Source organism: Leucobacter tenebrionis, assembly GCF_019884725.1.
GTDB lineage: Bacteria > Actinomycetota > Actinomycetes > Actinomycetales > Microbacteriaceae > Leucobacter > Leucobacter tenebrionis.
On the sequence record NZ_CP082322.1, the window covers coordinates 799,676 to 820,762 of the forward strand.

The 21,087-nt window shown below is 67.9% G+C and carries 19 protein-coding genes; 1 reads left to right on the forward strand and 18 read right to left on the reverse strand.

The window, feature by feature from the left end:
* Window positions 1–39: 39 nt before the first annotated feature.
* The 5 genes from KVY00_RS03790 to recA form a co-directional block, all read right to left on the reverse strand.
* On the reverse strand, window positions 40–462 hold the full coding sequence (locus KVY00_RS03790) for a GNAT family acetyltransferase (RefSeq protein ID WP_223044408.1): 423 nt from the start codon (window positions 460–462) through the stop codon (window positions 40–42).
* Window positions 459–1,394, reverse strand: a complete 936-nt coding sequence (gene miaA, locus KVY00_RS03795) for a tRNA (adenosine(37)-N6)-dimethylallyltransferase MiaA (protein WP_223044409.1) — start codon at window positions 1,392–1,394, stop codon at window positions 459–461. The genes KVY00_RS03790 and miaA overlap by 4 nt, the downstream gene beginning before the upstream one ends.
* The gene (gene miaB / locus KVY00_RS03800) at window positions 1,387–2,928 is read right to left on the reverse strand and encodes a tRNA (N6-isopentenyl adenosine(37)-C2)-methylthiotransferase MiaB (protein ID WP_223044410.1); all 1,542 of its coding nucleotides are present in this window, start codon (window positions 2,926–2,928) and stop codon (window positions 1,387–1,389) included. Before miaB ends, miaA begins: the two co-directional genes overlap by 8 nt.
* A 457-nt stretch (window positions 2,929–3,385) precedes the next feature.
* Entirely contained in the window at window positions 3,386–4,252 is an 867-nt protein-coding gene (locus KVY00_RS03805; RefSeq protein ID WP_223044411.1) for a regulatory protein RecX, read from the reverse strand.
* 4 nt (window positions 4,253–4,256) lie between these two features.
* Complete coding sequence (recA, locus tag KVY00_RS03810; protein ID WP_394358271.1) at window positions 4,257–5,351, reverse strand: recombinase RecA; 1,095 nt, start codon at window positions 5,349–5,351, stop codon at window positions 4,257–4,259.
* 390 nt (window positions 5,352–5,741) lie between these two features.
* On the opposite strand from recA, the gene KVY00_RS03815 reads away from it, so the two are divergent.
* The gene (locus KVY00_RS03815) at window positions 5,742–6,116 is read left to right on the forward strand and encodes a hypothetical protein (protein ID WP_223044412.1); all 375 of its coding nucleotides are present in this window, start codon (window positions 5,742–5,744) and stop codon (window positions 6,114–6,116) included.
* Between the two features lie 68 nt (window positions 6,117–6,184).
* Here KVY00_RS03815 and KVY00_RS03820 read toward each other — a convergent pair whose 3' ends face one another.
* From KVY00_RS03820 to KVY00_RS03880, 13 genes are all read right to left on the reverse strand, one after another.
* Window positions 6,185–6,406, reverse strand: coding sequence for a DUF3046 domain-containing protein (locus KVY00_RS03820; RefSeq protein WP_223044413.1), 222 nt, complete (start codon window positions 6,404–6,406; stop codon window positions 6,185–6,187).
* Between the two features lie 6 nt (window positions 6,407–6,412).
* Window positions 6,413–6,733, reverse strand: coding sequence for a helix-turn-helix domain-containing protein (locus KVY00_RS03825; RefSeq protein WP_223044414.1), 321 nt, complete (start codon window positions 6,731–6,733; stop codon window positions 6,413–6,415).
* A 157-nt stretch (window positions 6,734–6,890) separates the two neighbouring features.
* Entirely contained in the window at window positions 6,891–7,454 is a 564-nt protein-coding gene (locus KVY00_RS03830; protein WP_223044415.1) for a CinA family protein, read from the reverse strand.
* Window positions 7,451–8,047, reverse strand: a complete 597-nt coding sequence (gene pgsA, locus KVY00_RS03835) for a CDP-diacylglycerol--glycerol-3-phosphate 3-phosphatidyltransferase (RefSeq protein ID WP_223044416.1) — start codon at window positions 8,045–8,047, stop codon at window positions 7,451–7,453. The genes KVY00_RS03830 and pgsA overlap by 4 nt, the downstream gene beginning before the upstream one ends.
* 36 nt (window positions 8,048–8,083) lie before the next feature.
* The gene (locus KVY00_RS03840; RefSeq protein ID WP_223044417.1) at window positions 8,084–11,014 is read right to left on the reverse strand and encodes a DNA translocase FtsK; all 2,931 of its coding nucleotides are present in this window, start codon (window positions 11,012–11,014) and stop codon (window positions 8,084–8,086) included.
* Window positions 11,015–11,104: 90 nt separating this feature from the next.
* Complete coding sequence (locus KVY00_RS03845; RefSeq protein WP_223044418.1) at window positions 11,105–12,169, reverse strand: lipid II:glycine glycyltransferase FemX; 1,065 nt, start codon at window positions 12,167–12,169, stop codon at window positions 11,105–11,107.
* Complete coding sequence (gene murJ, locus KVY00_RS03850) at window positions 12,166–13,779, reverse strand: murein biosynthesis integral membrane protein MurJ (RefSeq protein WP_223044419.1); 1,614 nt, start codon at window positions 13,777–13,779, stop codon at window positions 12,166–12,168. Before murJ ends, KVY00_RS03845 begins: the two co-directional genes overlap by 4 nt.
* Window positions 13,779–14,906 (reverse strand): lipid II:glycine glycyltransferase FemX, encoded by a 1,128-nt coding sequence (locus KVY00_RS03855; protein WP_223044420.1) that lies wholly within the window; start codon window positions 14,904–14,906, stop codon window positions 13,779–13,781. Before KVY00_RS03855 ends, murJ begins: the two co-directional genes overlap by 1 nt.
* A gap of 3 nt (window positions 14,907–14,909) precedes the next feature.
* Entirely contained in the window at window positions 14,910–16,586 is a 1,677-nt protein-coding gene (locus KVY00_RS03860; protein WP_223044421.1) for a ribonuclease J, read from the reverse strand.
* A gap of 101 nt (window positions 16,587–16,687) precedes the next feature.
* Entirely contained in the window at window positions 16,688–17,665 is a 978-nt protein-coding gene (gene dapA / locus KVY00_RS03865) for a 4-hydroxy-tetrahydrodipicolinate synthase (RefSeq protein ID WP_223044422.1), read from the reverse strand.
* A gap of 282 nt (window positions 17,666–17,947) precedes the next feature.
* Window positions 17,948–18,523, reverse strand: a complete 576-nt coding sequence (locus tag KVY00_RS03870) for a dihydrofolate reductase (protein WP_223045169.1) — start codon at window positions 18,521–18,523, stop codon at window positions 17,948–17,950.
* A gap of 72 nt (window positions 18,524–18,595) precedes the next feature.
* Window positions 18,596–19,405 carry a thymidylate synthase gene (locus tag KVY00_RS03875; protein WP_223044423.1) on the reverse strand — a complete coding sequence of 270 codons (810 nt, stop codon included), beginning with the start codon at window positions 19,403–19,405 and terminating at the stop codon, window positions 18,596–18,598.
* A 37-nt stretch (window positions 19,406–19,442) separates the two neighbouring features.
* Window positions 19,443–21,041, reverse strand: coding sequence for an APC family permease (locus KVY00_RS03880; RefSeq protein ID WP_223044424.1), 1,599 nt, complete (start codon window positions 21,039–21,041; stop codon window positions 19,443–19,445).
* Window positions 21,042–21,087 lie beyond the last annotated feature (46 nt).

Sequence of the window (21,087 nt, forward strand, 5' to 3'; positions counted from 1 at the left end):
GGTTTCATGCCAACTCGATCGCCTGCGCCGTTTTCACCGTCAATCGATGATGAGGCGTTTACCGAGGGTGCTGACCTTCGAGGGCTCGTAACCGAGTCGCTCGTAGAAGTCCAGCACCGCGGGATTATCGCTTCGCACCATGAGCTGAGCCTTGGGACATCCCAGGTCCCGCAGGCCCTCTTCGGCCTCGCGGACGAGCTGCGTCGCGATCCCGCGCCCGCGATGCTCGGGGTCGGTCGCCAAGTAGTACAACCAGCCGCGGTGCCCGTCGTAGCCGGCCATGATCGAACCGACGACGCTCTCACGGAAAACTGCGACTCTGAACAGTTCCGGCTGCACGCTCAGCTTTCGAGCGATATCGGCGCGCGGATCGTTCCATGGCCGCGTGAGGCCGCAGGCTTCCCACAGCGCCACGACCGCCTCCGTGTCGTCCTCTACGAAGCGTCTTGTGTGAACATTCATGCGAACTCGATCTCCTCGGCATCCGGGCTGTCCAACCGCTGCACGCCGGGGTAGCGTTTGAACCAGCTGACCTGGCGGCGGGCGTACCGACGAGTGAGCGCCTGCGTCTCGGCGATCGCCTCGGCCTCGCTCAGGTCGCCGCGCAGCTGCGCGAGCGCCTGGGCGTAGCCGATGGCCCGGCTCGCGGTCTTCCCCTGTTCGAGGCGGTTCGGGATCAGCGCACGCACCTCGTCGAGCAGCCCGTCGGCCCACATCTGCTCCACGCGCCGGTCGAGGCGCTCCACCAGGGTCGCCCGCTCGCAGCGCACGCCGACGATACGGGTCATCGGCCCGGCCGCGGTGTCTGGCCTCCAGAGTCGCGGCTCCGCGGGCAGCGTCACCTGCGCGTCGCCGCCGAGAAGCGCGACCTCGAGAGCTCGGATCACGCGCCGCGGGTTGCGGGTGTCGACCGCCGCCGCGGTCTCGGGGGCGAGATCCGCGAGCTTCGCGAGCAGCGGCGCGACGCCGCTCTCCGCGAACTCGGTCTCGAGCCGGGAGCGCAGCGCATCATCGCGCGGAGGAAACGCGAAGTCGAAGATGACACTCGAGACGTAGAGTCCGGATCCGCCGACCAGGATCGCGTCGGCGCCGCGGGCGTGGATCGCCTCGATGGCCTCACGAGCAGCGGGCTGATACCAGGCGACGGCAGCCTCGTCGCCCGGATCGAGCACATCGAAGAGGTGGTGCGGGATCCCCCGCCGCTCCGCGACGGGCAGCTTGGCCGTGCCGATATCCATGCCGCGGTACAGCTGCATGGCATCGGCGTTCACGATCTCGGCGGGACGGCCGGCCGCTGCGAGGCGATCGGCGAGATCGAGCGAGAGCGCGGACTTGCCGGTGCCGGTCGCACCGACGATCGTCCAGAGCTGCGGCGGGCGTGCGGCCTCAGTCACGGGTTCGGATCGTGGGCAGCCCGAGGTTCACGGCTTTCGGGGCACCGCCCGCAGCGGGGGTCGGCACCCCGCAGCTGTCCGCCTGACGGCGGTCCCACGCGTCGCCCGCGCGGGTGCGGCGCACGCTGTAGACATCGGTGAGGTCGGCGATGAGGAAGTGGGGTGCGGCCGACGTGATCTGCACGGAGACGGTGTCTCCCGGCCGCGGTTCCTCCGCTCCTTCTGGCACGGCGAAGTGCACGAGACGGTTGTCTTCGGCTCGGCCGGAGAGCCTGCGCGTGGTCGCGTCTTTCTTGCCCTCGCCCGATGAGACCAGCACCTCGACGGTGCGGCCGATCTGCGCCTGGTTCTCCTCGAGCGAGATGCGCTCCTGCAGCGCCATGAGCCGCTCGTAGCGCTCCTGCACGACCTCTTTCGGCAGCTGCCCGTCCATGGTCGCCGCGGGGGTGCCGGGGCGGATCGAGTACTGGAAGGTGAAGGCGCTCGAGAAGCGCGACTGCTCGACGACGCGCAGCGTGTCCTCGAAGTCCTCATCGGTCTCGCCGGGGAAGCCGACGATGATGTCGGTGGTGATCGCGGCGTGCGGGATGCGCTCTCGCACCGCCTCGAGGATGCCGAGGAACTTCTTGGAGCGGTAGGAGCGCCGCATGGCCTTGAGCACGGTGTCGGAACCCGACTGCAGCGGCATGTGCAGAGAGGGCATGACGTTGGGGGTCTCGGCCATCGCGGCGATCACGTCGTCGGTGAACGCGGCCGGGTGGGGGCTCGTGAATCGCACCCGCTCGAGGCCCTCGATGTCGCCCATCGCGCGCAGCAGCTTGCCGAAGGCCTGACGGTCGCCGAACTCGACCCCGTAGGTGTTCACGTTCTGCCCCAGTAGCGTGACCTCGACGGCGCCGTCGTCGACGAGTGCCTGCACCTCGGCGAGGATGTCGCCGGGGCGACGATCCTTCTCCTTGCCGCGCAGGGAGGGCACGATGCAGAAGGTGCAGGTGTTGTTGCAGCCGACCGAGATGGACACCCAGCCGCTGGAGGCCGAGTCGCGCTTGGTCGGGAGCGTGGACGGGAAGACCTCGAGGGATTCGAGGATCTCGACCTGCGCCTCCGCATTGTGGCGTGCGCGTTCGAGCAGCGCCGGCAGCGACCCCATGTTGTGGGTGCCGAAGACGACGTCGACCCAGGGCGCCTTCTCCACGATGGTGCCCTGATCCTTCTGGGCGAGGCAGCCGCCCACTGCGATCTGCATGCCCTCCCGCTCGCGCTTCACGCCTGCGAGGTGCCCGAGGTTGCCGTAGAGCTTGTTGGCGGCGTTCTCGCGTACGGCGCAGGTATTGATGACCACCACGTCGGCGTCCTCGGCGGTTTCAGCCGCGATATAACCCGCGGCCTCGAGCGACCCCGAGAGACGCTCGGAGTCGTGCACGTTCATCTGGCAGCCGAGCGTGCGCACCGTGTAGCTGCGGGGGCTGCCGTCGGGGCGGAGCGCGGCGGGCGAAGGGGCGATCTCGGTCGGGTCGGCGGTGGCGAGAGTCATGGAGACGATTCTACCTTCGGACGCCGAAGGCCCTGCCGCCCGCGGGGTTGTTTCGAAGTCGCTGTGTCGTCGTCGCTGTTTCGTGTTCTTGTGCCTCGCGTCGCTCCTATCCGACGCATCGTCCTTTGCGCTCCGTCGCAGGTTGCTCCCGCCGGGGTTTCGACACGGGCCTCTGTGGGCGAGATCATCTTCCACTCCTGCCCGAGTGCTGCCGAAAGAAGGATTTCGCAGGTAGGACCGTGATCCCGCGTGCGGAATCCGTATCTCGACAGAGGTGCCGGCCCAGCGGCGAACGGTCGGCTCGCCCAGCCGGCGGTCTAAGTTCACGTCGCTTCGCCGCCCCTCAGCCTCGCCACTCTCCACTTATCACAGCGGCGAGGCGACGTCCCCGTTTACGGTTTGCCGGACCAGCCACGACACGGCTGCGTTGAGCTACCCGACGACCGCGCCCAGCAGATCAGCGGAAGCGCACTCCCGATCCTCCCCCGTTGCCGTCGAGGGCTTCCTTCGCGGCACGCATCGCCGGTTCGCCCGACCATCCCCGCCGCGCGAGGAACCCGAGCAGACGGCGCTCGGCCGTCTGACGGTCGAGGCCGCCGAGCTTGCGCGCCCGGTCCTGGGCTGCCTCCCGCAGCAGCCCGAACTCCTCGTCGGTGTCGAGCTCGCCGACGGCCTCTTCGATGATCGCGTCGGGGAGCCGTCGTTCGCGCAGTTTCATGCGGATCTGCGTTCGGCTCGCCCGCTTCGTCTCGCGGAGCTTCTCGGTAACGGCGCGTGCCAGACCGAGATCGTCGAGGTAGTGGCTCTCCTCGAACTCGGCGATCACAGCCTCGACCTCGTGCGCAGGGTGCTCGAGCCGACCCAGTTCCTCGCGCAACTCCCCGCTGGAGCGAGCTCTACGCGCCAGCAGTCGCACACCGTCCTCGTAGGCGGACGCTCGATCCGGATCGTCTGCACCCCCGGTATGCTCAGCGAAGAACTCGGGAGTGCTCGACTCAGACACCTTCGAAACCGCGGAGGCCCCGGGCTCAGCAGCCCCGCTCAGCGCAACAGTGGCCGGTTCGCCGGCGCCGACCCAAGGGCCGACCGCTACCCCCGCTTCGGCAGCAGCGCTCTCGGAGGCCGCCGAGGCCTCGCCCGCCTCTGCCGCCGGCTCCTTAGATGCGGGGTCCGGCTCCTCAGATGCGGGGTTCGGTGAAGACGACCGCCCCCACCCACGATCACCGAGCAACGAACGCAGCTCGATCACCTCGGCGAGATCGGGTCGGCTCTCCTCCCCGCCCGCGGGGCGCTCCTCGGGCGGGGGCAGGAATCGAACAGCCACCGGCTCAGGCGCTCGCGCGCTGCTCGACCTCGGGGGCCGGTGTTACTGCAGCTCCCTCGGGCTCCGCCGTCTCCTCGCTGCGCCCGTTGACGCCGAGCTTGGTGAGGATCTTCTCTTCGATCTCGCTCGCGATGTCGGGGTTGTTGATCAGGAAGCGACGGGCGTTCTCCATGCCCTGCCCGAGCTGGTCGCCGTCGTAGGTGAACCAGGCACCGCTCTTCTTGATGAATCCCTGCTCTACGCCGTAATCGATGAGGGAACCCTCGCGCGAGATGCCGACACCGTACAGAATGTCGAACTCGGCCTGCTTGAAGGGCGGGGCCATCTTGTTCTTCACGACCTTGACTCGCGTGCGGTTGCCCACTGCATCTGCACCGTCCTTGAGCGTCTGGATTCGACGGATATCGAGTCGCACAGAGGCGTAGAACTTGAGCGCCTTGCCGCCCGAGGTCGTCTCGGGGCTGCCGAAGAACACGCCCACCTTCTCGCGCAGCTGATTGATGAAGATCGCGGTGGTCTTGGTCGCGTTCAGGCTGCCCGTGATCTTGCGCAGAGCCTGGGACATGAGACGAGCCTGAAGCCCGACATGGCTGTCACCCATCTCACCGTCGATCTCCGCTTTCGGCACGAGCGCCGCTACGGAGTCGATGACTACCAGGTCGACCGAGCCCGAGCGGATCAGCATATCCGCGATCTCGAGCGCTTGCTCCCCGGTGTCGGGCTGAGCGACGAGCAGCGCGTCGATGTCGACGCCCAGCTTCTTCGCGTACTCGGGGTCGAGCGCGTGCTCTGCATCGATGAAGGCCGCGATGCCGCCCGCGCGCTGAGCGTTCGCGATCGCGTGCAGGGTGAGCGTGGTCTTGCCCGAGGACTCGGGTCCGTAGATCTCGATGATGCGGCCGCGGGGCAAGCCGCCGATGCCGAGCGCGACGTCGAGCGCGACCGACCCCGTGGGGATGACCTCGACGGGCGCCCGCTCGACGCTGCCCATGCGCATGATCGCGCCCTTGCCGAAGTTCTTGTCGATCTGAGCGAGCGCTGCCTCGAGCGCCTTCTCGCGATCCTTGGATGCCCCGATCGGGGACTTGGGTGCTGCCATGAGCTTGCTCCTTCAATACGGGCGGCGACGCCGCTGACCTGCTGCCTACCGACTGTCTCGACCCCGATGATGGGGCAGACAAGGCATTGATATCCGGTTGCTTCACACCCTAGGACGGACCACTGACATTCATGGATCGAGCGGAGAATCTGAGGATAAGTCGGCGAATCGGCTACCTGTGGACGAAGTTACCACGACTCGAACACATATTCGAACAACACACCGGGAGACACGCTCATCGAGCATGCCGCGCGAATGAGGCAAGACCCCTTCTATAGGCAGAACCAGCGCGCAGGTGAGACACTTCTGAGCACCACCGCCGAAGAGGACCGGGGCAGGGAGGTTTCGATGAGAACAGCCAGGGCGGCGCCCAGCAGAATCCTCGCCGCCATGTCACTGGCAACCATTGCCTTCGCACCCGTCGTCACGGGCTGCAGCGCCGAAGCCAAGCGCCAGGACCCACGCGACCCCAACACGAGAAGCGTGATCCTCGGCAAATGGACTTCCGACTCAACCCCCGGGGTGCGACTCAGTATTGAGCCGAACTTCTTCGGCATAGGCGGTAGATGCGCGTCGGCGGGGAGTTGGACTCCGAAAGAGGGGGCCTTTGCCGCACGAGTCGAAACGGTTCCGGAGATCGGAGGATGCCCCGAAACCATGACGCTCGACATGTACGAGATCAACGGCTTCCGCCTGACCGACGATCAGAAGCTGATCGTCACCGACAGCAAAGGCCACGAGGAATCATTCTCGGAGCAGGAATGACGCACCGCCGAGACTCACTCACGAGAATGAACCGCGACGCCAGGCGATAGAGCGCAGGCGCACCGTCATTATTCTCGAGGATCGATGAGCCCGCGCCCGTGACGCCGCTCGACGGGAACGTCGAGATCCGCGCAGAGCGCCTGCCAGACCTCGCGCGCGGGAACCCCGCGATCGAGGGCGTCGCTCGGCGTACCACCGAGCGACGCCAGCCAGTGATCACGGATCAGCACTCCGGAGTAGTCGGCGCCGAACTCGTCGGCGCAGGCTCGCCGAAACTCACTCAGCTTCACGAAGAGTTACGACACCAACTCAGGCGCGTATCCAGACACGAGCTCGGCAGGAACCGTATCCGGCACCCGACCGGAGAGAGGCATCGAGATACCCTCGACCACGGCGAGCCGCTCGCTCACCTCACCCATGATCACGGACAGCGGCGTATCCAGCGCATCGGCGACCGCCGCGAGGATCTCGCTCGAGGCCTCTTTCTGGCCACGCTCCACCTCGCTCAGGTAGCCGAGCGCAACGCTCGCATCGCCGGCGACCTGTCGTAGCGTGCGCCCCTTCTGCAGCCGGAAGTCACGCAGCACGTCGCCGATCTCCTGACGCATCAGCACCATGTGAACCCTCCTTCACTGCATGACTCGGGGTCATGCCTCCACAATACCCGTCCATCGACATGTCGCCACAGCGGGGATGCCCTTCTATTGTGAAGGGAATCACTGGAAACAACCCCGAGACTACCGCGCCTATTCCTGAAACTTTGCTGAACTTGAGTCACTCCGACTCAAGTTCAGCCGATCGGGCCAATTCATTCAGGATCAGTTCCAGTGCCGCGGCTACGGATCCGTTGCGAATATCGCCTCGCTCCCCCGAGAGCGAGTATTCGAGGGAACGCGCCCGCTCTCCCAGGCACACGCCCACCCACACGGTGCCCACGGCCTGTCCCGTCTGCGGATCCGGCTCGGGGCCCGCGACGCCCGTGGTGGCGATCCCGATATCCGCGGGCACGGGATCCGCCCCCTCCTCCCGGGGGACCGCGCACACGCGCCTCACGCCGCTCGCCATCTGCCGGGCCACCTCCCCGTCGACGGGCCCCTTCTCGCGCAGCAACTCGGCATCCACTCCGAGTACCGAGTGCTTCAGTGCCGTGTCATAGGCGACGACACCACCGGAGAAGACGCGCGAAGAGCCCGGCACCGACACGAACGCGTCGGCCAGAAGACCCCCGGTCAACGACTCGGCGACCGCGATGCGCAAGCCGCGCGCTGCTGCGATCTCGATCACGGCTCGCGCGAGCTCTCCCCCGGCTCGGGGCGCTCCCTGACCCACCGGCCTCATGCCCGCACCCGGCGAGCGCGCACGAACGCGACGACGTAGTCGATACCGCTCACGATCGTGAGCACGACCGCGACGGTCATCGTGATCACATTCGCCCAGTACGCGACCGGCGCGGCCGGACCCAGTACGCCGGCGAGCGGCAGCAGCGCGAGGGTGATCGCAACCGATTGCGCCACCGTCTTGAGCTTGCCCATCCATGCCGCCGCGACCACGACATCGTGCGCGATCATCAGTCGGTGCACGGTGATGCCGATCTCCCGCATCAGCACGATCAGCGTCACCCACCAGGGCAGCTCGGCGAGGATCGAGAGCCCCACGAGGGCGGCCCCGGTCAGCGCCTTGTCGGCGATCGGATCGAGCAGTTTGCCGAGGTCGGTGATCAGATTGCGGGATCGCGCGAGGTAGCCGTCCCAGGCATCGGTAGCGATGGCCAGCACGAAGAACACCGCCGAGGCCCAGCGCAGCGGGCCTCCCGCTCCTCCGTCTGCGAGCAGCATCCAGAGGAAGAACGGTGTCGCGATGATGCGCGCGATCGTGATGATGTTGGGCGCGTTCCAGTTGCTCGGCTTCACCGCCGGATCCTGTGCGGTCATCTATTCCTCGCGTTCATTCCCCGTAGGGCTGCTCGATCATTCTCGGCCTGTCAGCTGCCAGGCGTCCTCATCGTCGTCTCCCTCGACTTCTTCGAGGGTCGCCTGGTATTTGCCGACCGGATCATCGTAGCGATCGTCGCCGGAGCCGCTCGCCTCGGTCAAGGGATCGATGACGTCGGTAGCAGCCTCGGGCTCGGCGGCGCGAGGTTCGGCCGGAGCCGGAGGTGCCGCATCCGCCGGAGCCGGCGCGGCAGAGGGTGCCGCGGCCGCCGGAGCCGCGGGTTGCTGGAAGGGAGCGGAACTCGACGGGCCGCCCTTGATCCGCGCGATCACCTCGGGCAACTGCTCGGGCGACACGAGCACGTCGCGCGCCTTGGAGCCCTCGGAGGGCCCGACGATGTCGCGCGACTCCATGAGGTCCATGAGGCGACCGGCTTTGGCGAAGCCGACGCGCAACTTGCGCTGCAGCATCGACGTGGAGCCGAACTGCGAGGTGACCACCAGGTCGATGGCCGCGAGCAGCACCTCGAGGTCGTCGCCGATATCCTCGTCGATCTCCTTCTTCTCCGCGACCTGGGCCACGTCCGGACGGTACTCAGGCTGAGCCTGAGCCTTGACGTGCGCGACCACCTTCGCGATCTCGGATTCGCCCACCCAGGCGCCCTGCACGCGCATCGGCGTCGATTCGCCGTTGAGCAGCAGCAATCCGTCACCCTGGCCGATCAGGCGCTCGGCGCCGACCTCGTCGAGAATGACTCGCGAGTCGGTGCCGGAGGCCACCGCGAAGGCGTATCGGCTCGGCACGTTCGACTTGATGACACCCGTGACCACGTTCACCGAGGGACGCTGCGTCGCGAGCACCAGGTGGATGCCCGCGGCACGAGCCAGCTGCGTGATGCGCTGGATCGAGTCCTCGACGTCACGCGGGGCGACGAGCATGAGATCGGCGAGCTCGTCGACGACCACGAGCAGGTACGGGTACGGCTTGAGCACGCGCTGGCTCCCCGCAGGCAGCACGATCGACCCCGAGCGCACCGCCTCGTTGAAGTCGTCGATGTGGCGGAACCCGAAGCTCGCCAGATCGTCGTAGCGCATGTCCATCTCTTTCACGACCCACTGCAGCGCCTCGGCCGCCTTCTTGGGGTTCGTGATGATGGGGGTGATGAGGTGGGGCACGCCCTGGTACACCGTGAGCTCGACGCGCTTCGGATCGACGAGCACCATGCGCACCTCGGCCGGCGTCGCACGCATGAGCAGGCTCGTGATCATCGAGTTGATGAAGCTCGACTTGCCGGAGCCCGTCGCACCGGCGACGAGCAGGTGGGGCATCTTCGCGAGGTTCGCGACGACGAAGCCGCCCTTCACGTCCTTGCCGACTCCGATGGTCATGGGGTGGGTGCTGCGCTGCGCGCGGCTGGAGCGCAGCACATCGCCGAGCGCCACGTTCTCGCGATCCTTGTTCGGGATCTCGATACCGATCGCGCTCTTGCCCGGGATCGGCGAGAGGATGCGCACCTCGTTCGACGCGACGGCGTAGGAGAGGTTCTTCGACAGCGCCGTGACCTTCTCGACTTTGACGCCGGGGCCGAGCTCGACCTCGTACTGGGTGACCGTCGGACCCCGCGAGAACCCGCTCACCCGCGCGTCGACCTTGAACTCCTCGAACACGCGCGCGATGGCGGCCGTGATCTGGTCGTTCGCCTCGGTGTGGGTCTTCGGAGCGTCGCCCGCGGCGAGCGTGCCCTGATCGGGCAGCAGGTACTCGGTGCGCTGCGAGGGATCGTGCGGGGGCGCGACCGTGAACTGGGTCGTGGCCGCCTCCGACGCCTCGGGAGCCGGCGCCGCGGGTTCGGGATCGCTCGCGAAGTCGTCCCAGGAGTCGTCGCCGAGCCCGGAAGCAGGCGTCGAGCCGGCAGCCTGAACCGCCGCCTCGGCTTGCTCGAGCTCGTTGAAGAGGCCGGGCGGGAACGGGTCGGTGGACTCGGGGGCGAGGGCGGACTCGAAGGCGCCCTCGCTCTGCGCCTCGGGCGCGCTCGGCTCGAGCGCCGCGTCGAGCGCGGGCTTGTCGTCGGCGTACTCGGGATCCTGCTCCCGTCCCGAAGCATTGCGGCGCCACCACGGCAGCGATCCGTCGCCCGTCTCGGTCTCGTCCTCGAGATCGAACAGCGCCTGCTGCTGCGACTTCTCGCGCCGCCGCGACTTGGCCGACCGCTCCTCGGCCTCCGCCTCGGGCTCGCCCTCGGCGACGCCGAACAGGAACGCGTAGGCCTCGCGCAGTCGCCGGGCGATGCGGCCGGGCGGAGTCTTCGTGATGATCAGCACCGACATCGCCAGCAGCAGCGACAGCAGGGGCGTCGCCACCCACACGGTGAGGAACAGCAGCGGGGCGCCGATCATCCAGCCGAGCAGCCCTCCGGCCTCGGCGAGCGCAGGCATGCCGTCGCGCGGCACCGGCTGCCCGCCGTAGATGTGGGTGAGGCCGGCGATGCTCGCGATGGCGATGAACAGGCCGATCGCGATACGCCGATTGTCATTGACGCTGGAGGGGTGGTTGAAGAGCCACAGCGCGAAGCCGGCCATGATGATCGGAAGACCGAAGGCGACCCGGCCGAGCAGACCGCCGAAGGTCCAGGCATCCAGCTGCACGGCGATCGGCTGGCCGATGAAGAACCACTCGACCACGGCGCCGATCACGGCGAGCAGCACGAGCAGCATCGGGACGCCGTCGCGGCGGTCCTCGGGTGCGAGGGGCTCGGTGCGGAACACGCGCGCGGCGTTGCCGACGCCGTGCGAGAGACCGGTCCAGGCGCGCACGAGCACGCCGTCCTTGGCTTCCGGCTCCGCGAGCACTCGCGTCTTCGCCGTGGCGCGCGACCCGCCGGACGCGTCGGCACGGGAAGCAGCGGCACGAGAGCCCCGTGCCGTGCCCTTGCCCGATTTTTCGCGCGACGAAGTTTTACTGGCCATATTCAAAGGGTACTTTCGACCACCGACATTCGCGAGGTGACGCTCCGCCCACCCTCAGATCGGCCGTCGAGCGAAGCCTTTCTCCACCGATCAGCGGCGGCGCAGCGCCCGCACGACCTTCTTCGCCAGCGGCAGGCCCTCGGTCCAGATCCGGTATCCCGGGCCCGGGCGATCCCAGGTGCCCGCGAGCAGGTTCTCGTGCGAGGCCCAGCCCTTCTTGAACGTCGTCACGCCGTCGTTGATGAGGCCGCCGAAGTCGTAGCGCTCGATCCCGAGCTTCTTCATCTCGCGGATCACGTGCCACTTGAGCGCGTAGTTGGCGCGCAGCCGCTGCCCGGTCTCGTCCATCCCCCCGTAGAGCTCGAACGCCGTGCGAGACGACTTGGCCATGAAGAGGAAGGCGACGGGGCGGTCTTCGACGTACGCCGCCCACACCGGCGAGTCATCGCCGAGCATCGTGAAGGCGTCGTGGTAGTACGAGTCCTCGTGCAGCCCGAAATCGGCGCGCTCACTCGTCTGCCGGTAGACCTCGAGGCACTCGTCGAGCTGCGCGAGCGTCTCGACCGGGCGGATCGACAGCGACTCCTCGCGCCCGGCCTTCCGCACGTACTGGCGGTGCTTCTTCGACATGTCGGCCATCAGCTCGTCCTCGGAGCGCCGCAGATCGAGGATCAGCGTGCGAGCGGGCAGCACGGGGGTCTTCGCCTCGCGCCAGTCGCCGCTCAGCGGGAAGGATCCCGCATCCTCGTCGGGCTCGATCGACACGGCGACCGCACGACGGGTGCCGCGCACGTACGCGGCGATCGCGTCCGCGATCTCGGCGGAGGAGGGGTCGGCTGCCGGGAGATCCGGATCGCCGGCTGCCGAGGCGCCCGGGGCCCACTCCCCGCCCGCGCGCGCGACCACCGGCCCTCGCGGGGCGTACACGAAGCCGCCGAGCGGCCCGGGCAGCGCACGGGTGAGCAGCTGGCAGGCGCCGACGACAGCGGCATCCGCGCCGGATCCGGAATGCACGAGCACGCGCTCCGCGCTCCAGCGGTGGGCCGACTTCAGGTCGCCCCAGCCCCACAGCTGCAGCGGATGGCCGCCGAGCCGCTTCACCGTGGTGTCCCACAGCTCGCGATCGGTGCAGGGGGTGACGGAGAGGGAGGTCACGAGCGGTTCCTTCCGAGTTTGCGTGAGACGAAGTCGGTGAGTTCGGCGAGCTCCGGCGATCGTATGAGCTTCAGAGTGACCAGGTAGGCCGCCCCCGAGAGCGCCGCGACGACGATCGCGAGAGCCACCGCGGCCACCATCCCGTAGTCCGGGAAGAAGTAGACGCTGACCACCATCGCGACGAGACCCACGATGAGCGCGGGAACCGCGGCGATGATGAAGAGCAGCAGGCTGGCGAGGATCCGCGAGGCGTCGATGAAACCGATGCGCCGGCGCAGCAGCCACACCGCCAGCAGGGCCTGCACCACCGTCGTGAAGCCGAACACCAGCGCGTATGCGGGCCCGAGCATATTCTTCGGCAGCACGAGCAGGCCGAGCGACATCACCACGAGCAGCGCCACCTGCGCCGAGGTGAAGATGAAGGGCGTGCGGGTATCCGAGAGCGCGTAGAAGGCGCGCTGCACGATGAAGAGGAAGCTGTAGGCGGCGAGCCCGAGCATGTAGCACTGCAGCACGATGGTGAAGTCGCCCACGAGATCCTGAGAGGCGCCGGGATTCATGACCTTGCTGATGAATGGAGCGACAGCGATGATCACCACGGAGGCGAACACCATCACGAGCAGGATCTGCCTCGCGGAGGCCGAGAAATCCGCCCGGAACTCGGCCATCCGCCCGCTCTGCCCCCACTCCGAGAGCCGGGTGAAGTACGCGGTGGCCAGCGACACCGCGATCACCGAGTGCGGCATCATGAACAGCAACCAGGCGTTCTGCATCGCGAGCGCCGAGGGTCCCTGCCCCGATGCGGTGTTGATGACGTTGTTCGTGACGATACCGCCGAGGTTCATCACCAGGATCGTGGCGAGGCTCCAACTCGCGATGCGCGCGGTCTTGCCGAGACCCATGCCGCGCCACTTGAAGTCGGGGCGGTAGCGGATACCGGCCTTGTGCCAGGAGACGAAGAGGATCAGGGCCTGCACGACCACGCCGAGCGTCGCGCTGCCGGCGAGCACCGCGATCATGGTCGGGGTCCATTCGCCGGGGGTGCGCAACCCGTTCGAGTCGGCGCCGTACATCGCGATGAACACGAGGATGCCGGCGATCGCGATGACGTTGTTGAGCACGGGCGCCCACGTGAAGGGACCGAAAACGCTCTTCGCGTTGAGCACCTCGCCGAGCATCGTGTACAGGCCGTAGAAGGCGATCTGCGGCAGGCACCAGTAGGCGAAGGCGATCGCGAGCGCACGCTGGTCCTGCGGCCACGAGACCGTGAACAGCCACACGATCCAGGGCGCGGCCAGCATCGCCAGCGCCGTGAGCGCGGTGAGCGCGGTGACCACGAGCGTGAACACCTTGTTGATGTAGCCGGCGCCCCCGTCGGGATCCTTCGCCGCCTTCACGATCTGCGGCACGAGCACCGCGTTGAGCATCCCGCCGAGCAGGATCATGTAGACGATGTTCGGCAGCAGGTTGCCGTTGGCGAACGCATCGCCCGACACCGACTTCACCTGGCCGATCGCGGCCACGAGCAGGATCGCCTTCACGAAGCCCAGCACGCGAGACACCATCGTGCCCGATGCCATGACCGCGCTCGCGCGCATGATTCCAGCCATCAGTAGTACGGATCCTTCTTGAGCGCGAGCGAGGCGCGGCGTGCGATGCGATCGCCGATCTTGACCCAGAGCCGGTAGGCGCGCGGCTTCAACGGCAGATCGAAGGCGCCCGCGTAGTCGGTGATCTCGGGCGAGAACGAGCGCTTGAACTGACCGACGCCGTGCAGGGGGTGCGTCTTGTCGTCGGCGCGATCCGCCGGCGGAGCACCGCAGAGATCGTGAGCGACCGCGCCGCGCTCATGAGCCCAGCGGATCACCTCCCACTGCAGCGCGTGCGAGGCGCCGTAGGCGGTCTTCGCGCGCACAGACGCGCCGTCCTTGTAGGTGGTCTTCTCGCCGAGGATCATCGCGTAGGCCCCCGCGATGAGCACCGGCTCCCCGTCGTCGCCCGCCCGATGGGCGAGGAACATCTGGCCCGATCCGCTCCGCTCGAACGACTGCCAGAACTCGCGGTAGTAGCGCTCGGAGCGCAGCACGAAGCGGCCCTCGGCCGTCTCCTGCAGCAGGCGGTAGAGCGCAGCGCAGTTCTCGTCGGTCGCGGGCACGCGCGTCGCCTCGATGCCGTCGCGACGGGCGCGGTTGATCGAGTTGCGAGCCTTCTTGCCGAGGCTCGCCAGCAGTTCGTCGTCGGTGCGACCGGGGTCGCCGAGATCGACGATCACGGTCGAGGGGTTCGGGATGATCCGCACGGTGTCGCGATACCCCGCGGCGTGGATCGCGTCGCGGGCCGCGGGATCGAGCCGCGGCTCGATCTTCACCATGAACGCGCCCCGGGATCGGGCGAGTTCCGCGACGGCCGCGGCGGTATCGAGCACGTCTTCGACGGTCGCGCCTGCGGGACCGGCGGGCAGATGCCACCACTCCCCCAGCAGCGGCACCCGCTTGGCGAGCACCCCCACCACGACCGGCGCCCGCCCGGCGCGCTCCACCACCACGCGGAGGTCGCGATAGCGCCCCTCGCGGCGCTTCAGGTCGAGATAGGCGTCGCCCATCCAGACCTCACCGCCGCCGGGGTTCGCCGCGACCAGCGTGTCCCAGTCGGCGCGCTCGGCGTCGCTCGCGAAACGGGCGACCGCCTCCCCGGGGGCGAGCCCCGGAGAGCCTGTCGCTCCCGAGAGGCCCGACACTCGCTACACCACCACCACGACGGGCACGATCATCGCCTTGCGGCGCAGCTTCGTGCCGACCCAGCGGCCGATCGTGCGGCGGGTGATCTGCTGCAGCTGCTGGTGGTCGTGGACGCCGTCCTTCATGGCGACCTCGAGCGCATCGGCGATCTGCGGCTTGATCTTCTCGAAGACCCGCGCCTCCTCGGCGACGCCCTTTGCGTGGATGTCGGGACCCGACACGATGTGCGCGGTCGTCGGCTCGACCACGGTGATCACCGAGATGAAGCCCTCCTCGGCGAGCGTGCGGCGATCCCGCAGATCGTCGTCGGTGACCCGGCCGACGCTCTTGCCGTCGACGTAGATGAACTCGGTGTCGAGCTGTCCCACGGCGCGAGCCACGCCGTCCGCGAGGTCGACGACGGTGCCGTTCTCGGCGATGACGGTGCGGTTCTGCGGCACACCGGTCTCGATCGCGAGCGCGGCATTGGCCACGAGCATGCGGTACTCGCCGTGGATCGGCATGACGTTCTTCGGGCGCACGATGTTGTAGCAGTACAGCAGCTCGCCCGCGGCGGCGTGACCCGACACGTGCACCTTCGCGTTGCCCTTGTGCACCACGTTGGCGCCGAGCTTGATGAGGCCGTCGATGACGCGGTACACGGAGGTCTCGTTGCCCGGGATCAGGCTCGAAGCCATGATCACGGTGTCGCCCTCGCCGACCTCGACCTGATGCTCGCGGTTGACCATGCGGCTGAGCACGGCCATCGGCTCGCCCTGCGAACCCGTCGACATGTAGACGATGCGGTGATCCGGAATATCGCCGCTCTTCTTCAGGTCGACGAGCACGCCCTCCGGTACATCGAGGTAGCCGAGATCGGCCGCGATCTTCATGTTGCGCACCATCGAGCGGCCGAGCAGCACGACGCGGCGGCCATTCGCGTGAGCGGCGTCGAGCACCTGCTGCACGCGGTGGACGTGGCTCGAGAAGCTCGCCACGACCACCTTGCCCGGGGTCTTCGCGATGACCTGCTCGATGACCGGGCCGATGTTCTTCTCGAGCGGAGTGAAACCGGGCACGTCGGCGTTTGTCGAGTCCGTCATGAAGAGGTCGACGCCCTCCTCGCCCAGCCTGGCGAATGCGCGGAGGTCGGTGAGGCGGCCGTCGAGCGGCAGCTGATCCATCTTGAAGTCACCGGTGCCGATCACGAGGCCGGCATCGGTGCGGATCGCCACGGCGAGCGCATCGGGAATCGAGTGGTTGACCGCGACGAACTCGAGATCGAAGGGGCCGTACTGCACCCGGTCCCCCTCGGCGACCACCTGGGTCTTCGGGCGGATCCGGTGCTCCTTGAGCTTCGCCTCGACGAACGCGAGGGTGAGCTTCGAGCCGACGAGCGGGATGTCCTCGCGCATCTTGAGCAGGTACGGCACGCCGCCGATGTGATCCTCGTGGCCGTGCGTGAGCACCACTGCCACGATGTCGCCGAGGCGATCCTCGATCTTCGTGATGTCGGGCAGGATCAGGTCGACGCCCGGGTGCTGCACCTCGGGGAAGAGCACGCCGCAGTCGACGATCAGCAGCTTGCCGTTGATCTCGTAGACGGTCATGTTGCGGCCGACCTCGCCGAGGCCGCCGAGCGGCGTGATGCGGAGGGTGCCCTGTTCGAGCTTGGGCGGGGCGTATGGGGGATTCGTCATGTATTCCTTAGTCCGTGCTCCTTCTTCGTCATTCTGCGGGAGCGGAGCGAGTCGCAGAATCTCACTCGAAGATCCTGCGCCTACGCGCAGGATGACTGTGGTCAGCGGGTGGTGCCTGCGATCTTGGGCAGGGCACCGCCGGCAGCCGCGTTGCGGTCCGGCCTGAAGTTCGAGGGATCGACACCCGGCACGTCGGTCACGAGTGCGAGTTCGTCTTCGATGAGGGCGGCCTCCCACTCCTCCGGCCCCACGAGGGGCAGGCGCACGCGGGGGCTGTTGATCCGGCCGAGACCGTGCAGGATGTACTTGGCCGCGACCGTGCCGGGCACGTGGGTCATCACGGCGCGCACCAGGGGTTCGAGCCGCTGGTGCGCGTCTCGGGCGGTGTGCAGGTCGCCGGCGTTGACCGCGTCGATGATGGCGCGGTAGGGGGCAGCCGCGATGTTCGCGGTCACTCCGATGAGGCCGGTGGCGCCGATCGAGAGATGCGGCAGCACGTTCGCGTCGTCGCCCGAGAAGTACATGAGATCGGTCTGGTTGAGCACGCGGCTCACCTCGCTGAAATCGCCCTTGGCGTCCTTCACCGCGAGGATGTTGGGGTGCTTCGCGAGACGCAGGATCGTCTCGTACTTGATGGGCACGCCGGTGCGACCGGGGATGTCGTAGAGGATCACCGGCAGGTCGGTCGCGTCGGCGACCATGCGGAAGTGCGTGAGCAGACCGGCCTGGGTCGGCTTGTTGTAGTACGGGGTGACGATCATGACGCCGTCGGCGCCGGCCTTCTCACTGGCCCGGTACAGCTCGATCGCGTGCGCGGTCTCGTTCGATCCGCCGCCCGTGATGATCTTCGCGCGGCCTCCGCTCACCGACTTGGCGACCTCGACCAGCTTGATCTTCTCGGGGTCGGTCAGCGTGGAGGTCTCGCCGGTGGTGCCGGTGACCACGATGCCGTCGGCACCGCTCTGAATGCAGTCGTCGATGTGCTTCTCGACGGCGGGCCAATCGACCTCGCCGTCAGCCTGGAACGGCGTGACGAGCGCGACGAGCACCTGACCAAAGGGATTTTCCTGGATTGCCACCTCACTAGGCTACCCGACTCCCCTGACATTGCTCCGCGCGGCGGCGCGTGCCGACCTCGATGCGCCTCGAGATGACTCGCTCGGCCCCGATTCCACCGGGATAGGGGCCACTCGCGTCATCTCGACCTCGGGCGTGGGCGCGGCGATCCCGCACATTGGATCGCTCGCCTCATCGATAAGGCGCCCGCCTCGCCGAGGCCGCACGCGGCGCGGGGATCCGGCCCCTCAGCATCGGCGCTTAGCAGCTCCGCCCAACCGCCCGGCGACCGGCTCGGAGCATCTTCAGCGTCGCACCCACCGCTCGAAGCGGTAGCCGAGCCCGGTCTTCGACACGCGTGGAGCGCCGGGGTCGACGAGCTCCCACTCCGGCCCGATCCCGGGCGCGAAGGTGTCGGCGTCGGGCACGTCGAGCTCGATCCTGGTCACCACCAGCTCGTCGGCGATCGGCATCGCGGCGCGGTAGAGCCGGCCGCCGCCGATGATCCACGCGGCTCGCGCGGGCCAGGCGCCCGGATCCTGGCAGCTCGCGCCCGAGTCCTCCGCGAGCCGCTGCAGGTGCGCCTCGTACTCGCCGCGCACGACGCCCGCGGTACGCGCGACCGCCTCCTCGAGGGAGGCCACCACGGTCGCGCCCTCCGCCGCATAACCCGAATCGCGCGTCACGACGAGGTTCTCACGACCCGGCAGCGGACGGAAACGTTCGGGCAGCGACTCCCAGGTGCGACGCCCCATGATCACGGGAGCCCCCCAGGTGGTCGACTTGAAGTGCGCGAGATCCTCGGGAAGGCGCCAGGGCATCCCGCCGTCGCGACCGATCGCTCCCCTGCCGTCGGCCCCGCGCGCTTCGGCCCAGATCATGCCGATCCCGCTTCCGACGTCCTCTCCGTCACCGGTGAAGTCGGGGCGAAGCTCCTCAGCGCGGGTCACGGCTCACACCGCCACCGGGGCTTTGATGCCCGGGTGGTGCTCGTAACCGACGACCTCGAAGTCGTCGAGCGTGTAGTCGAGGATCGAGTCGGCCTTGCGGATCTCGACGCGCGGGTACGGGAACGGGTCGCGCGCGAGCTGCCGCTCGACCTGCTCCACGTGGTTGTCGTAGATGTGGCAGTCGCCGCCCGTCCACACGAACTCGCCAGGCTCGAGCCCCGTCTGCTGCGCGACCATGAGGGTGAGCAGCGCGTACGAGGCGATGTTGAACGGCACCCCGAGGAACATGTCTGCCGAGCGCTGGTAGAGCTGGCACGAGAGCTTGCCGTCAGCGACGTAGAACTGGAAGAACGCGTGGCACGGCGCGAGGGCCATCTCGTCGAGGTCGGCCACGTTCCACGCCGAGACGATGAGTCGGCGCGAGTCGGGGTTGTCGCGGATCTGCTCGACGACCCGCGAGATCTGATCGATGTGCTCGCCGTTCGGGGTCGGCCACGAGCGCCACTGCACCCCGTAGACGGGGCCGAGGTCGCCGTTCTCGTCGGCCCACTCGTCCCAGATCGTCACGCCGTGCTGCGTGAGGAAGTCGATGTTGCCCTCGCCGCGCAAGAACCAGAGCAGCTCGACGGCGACCGACTTGAAGTGCACGCGCTTCGTGGTGATCAGCGGAAACGACTCGGCCAGATCGAAGCGCATCTGCCGCCCGAACAGGCTGCGGGTGCCGGTGCCCGTGCGATCCGCCTTCGGCGTGCCGTGCTCGTAGACCTCTCGCAGCAGGTCCTCGTAGGGGGTCGGGATCGCGTTCGCACTCACACTTCGAGTCTACCGCGGCGATCCCGATCCCCCGCCGCTACGACCCCAGCCCGTCGTCGAAGACCTGCAGCGCGGACGTGTCGTTCGACGCGTCCGCCTTCGCGAGCACACGGCCCCTGAAGAACTCGGGCGCCACGCGGGCCTGCACCAGCATGAGCACCACGCCGAGTCCGAGCACCACGACGCCGATGATGCCGACGAGACCGACCCCGCCGATGTTGCTTCCCGAGCCGAAGGCGGGATCCATGCTGTCGATCGTCGTCTGCACGAACACGATGAGCAGCAGGATGCCGCCGATCCCGGGCAGCACGATCTTGGAGAGCACCGCCCCCGCCCCCTCCTTGGGCGCGGTCTTGCGGAAGTACCACGGGCTCGCGAGCGCGGTGATGCCGTAGTAGAAGCAGACCATCATGCCGAGCGCCGTGATGGTGTCCCACAGCACGTCCTCGCTGATGAAGCGCATCACGGCGTAGAACGCCGAAGCCACGATCGACGACCACAGCAGGGCCACGTAAGGCGACTTGTACTTGGGGTGGATGCGCTTGATCGACTGCGGCAGAGCGCGGTAGTGAGACATCGCGAGCAGGGTGCGCGCGGGCGAGATCGCGGTGGAGTTGATCGAGGCCATCGCGCTGACGAGGATCGCGAGGGAGAGCAGGATCGCCACCGGTCCCATGACCGGGTGCGCGAGCGCGGCGAACACGTTCTCGGCGATGTCGGGGTTGCCGAGACCGGTGGGCCCGTCGCCGAGACCGGCGTAGGCGACGGTGGCGGCCGCGGTGCCGACGTAGAGCACGACGAGGATCAGCACGAGGATCATCGCGGCCTTGCTCTCGGTCGAGAGGCGGCCCTTCGAGGGCTTCGTCTCCTCGCCCATGGTGAGCACCGTGTCCCAGCCCCAGTAGACGAAGATCGAGACCGCGATGCCGGCGGCGAACGCGCTGAAGCTGTCGACCTCGAGCGGGTTGAACCAGGAGAGCTCGGGCATGCGCCCCTCGGTGTTGGCCGGATCGCCTGCACCGATGAACATCGCGATGATGAACCACACCAGCACCACCATCTGGAAGGCGACGGTCACGTACTGGAACACCTTGGTCGAGGTCATGCCCCGGTACGAGATGAACGTGGCGAGGGCCATGAAGCCCAGGCAGACGAGGATGTTGATGAAGCGGTTGCCCGCGATGTCGGCGATGGCGGGATCGCCGACCAGGATGCTGATCGACTGGAACAGGAACTCGACCGCGATGCCGGCGAGGTTCGAGAGCACGAGCACGGTCGCGGCGATGAGGCCCCAGCCCGCCATCCAGCCGACCCAGGGCCCGAAGGCGCGCGCAGCCCAGGTGAACGAGGTGCCCGAATCCGGCATCGCGGAGTTGAGGGCCCGGTAGCCGAGCGCCACGAGCAGCATCGGGATGAAGCCCATGAGGAAGATCGCGGGAGTCTGATAGCCGACCTCGCTCGCCGCCGGCCCGACCGCCGAGGTCAGCGTGTATGCCGGCGCGCAGGTCGAGAGGCCGATGACCAGGGCGCCCAGCACCCCCACCGTTCCCGCGGGGAGCCCCTTCTTGCTGATGCCCGTCACCGAGTCGAGGGTTCGTGTCGCCGGCTCAGGCGCCGTGAGGTCGTACTTGGCCATGTGTTCTCTACCGTTGCTTTCCCACGCACCGCAGCGTGTTCGCGCA